General features: G+C 71.2%; 1 protein-coding gene. It reads left to right on the top strand.

Going from position 1 to position 1021, the window contains the following annotated elements:
- The coding region (pyk, locus tag FZN60_RS28515; protein ID WP_158877792.1) for a pyruvate kinase at positions 1 to 1021 on the top strand (1021 nt) is incomplete at both ends.

The following is a 1021-nucleotide window of genomic DNA, read 5'->3' as shown; positions in this document are numbered from 1 at the left end:
GCGGGCGCGGACGTCTTCCGCATCAACATGAGCCATGCCGACCACGACCTGATGCGCGAATTGGTCCGCCGCATCCGCTCGGTCGAGGCCGCCGTCGGGCGCCCCATCGGCATCCTCGCCGACCTCCAGGGGCCGAAGTTGCGCGTCGGCAAGTTCGCGGAAGGCAAGGTGGACCTCCAGCCGGGCGACGAGATCACCCTCGACGACAATCCCGAGCCGGGCGACCGCGACCGCGTCTACCTGCCCCATCCCGAGATCCTGGAAGCCGTTCAGGTCGGCCATCGCCTGCTGATCGACGACGGGCGCCTCGAACTCGTCTGCGTCGCCGCCGACAAGCACGGCCTTCGCTGCCGCGTCGTGGCGGGCACGCGCATCTCCGACCGCAAGGGCGTGTCGCTGCCCGACACGGAGCTCGCGACCGGCGCGCTCACGGACAAGGACCGGCGCGATCTCGACGCGGTTCTCGCCGAGGGCGTCGACTGGGTGGCCTTGTCCTTCATCCAGCGCCCGGACGACCTCGCCGAAGCCCGCAAGATCGCCCGCGGGCGCGCCTTCCTCCTGTCGAAGATCGAGAAGCCGCAGGCCGTCGAGCGCCTCGACGAGATCATCGAACTGTCCGACGCGCTGATGGTGGCGCGCGGCGATCTCGGCGTGGAGCTGCCGCTGGAAGCCGTGCCGGGCATCCAGAAGCGCATCACCCGCGCCGCCCGCAAGGCCGGCAAGCCGGTGGTGGTCGCGACCCAGATGCTGGAGTCGATGATCTCGGCGCCCGTTCCGACGCGCGCCGAGGTGTCGGACGTGTCGATCGCGGTCTACGAGGGGGCGGACGCCGTGATGCTGTCGGCCGAGTCGGCCGCCGGCGCCTATCCGGTGGAAGCCGTGGCGACGATGAACCGCATCGCCGAGCGCGTCGAGAAGGACCCGCTCTATCCCGGCATCATCTTCGCCCAGCGTCCGGCCCCGGAGGCCACCGGCGCCGACGCCGTGTCGCTCGCCGCGCGCCAGATGGCCGAGACGCTCG

Source organism: Antarcticirhabdus aurantiaca, assembly GCF_009765365.1.
GTDB classification, from domain to species: domain Bacteria; phylum Pseudomonadota; class Alphaproteobacteria; order Rhizobiales; family Rhizobiaceae; genus Antarcticirhabdus; species Antarcticirhabdus aurantiaca.
This window is presented reverse-complemented; position numbering and strand designations above follow the sequence as displayed.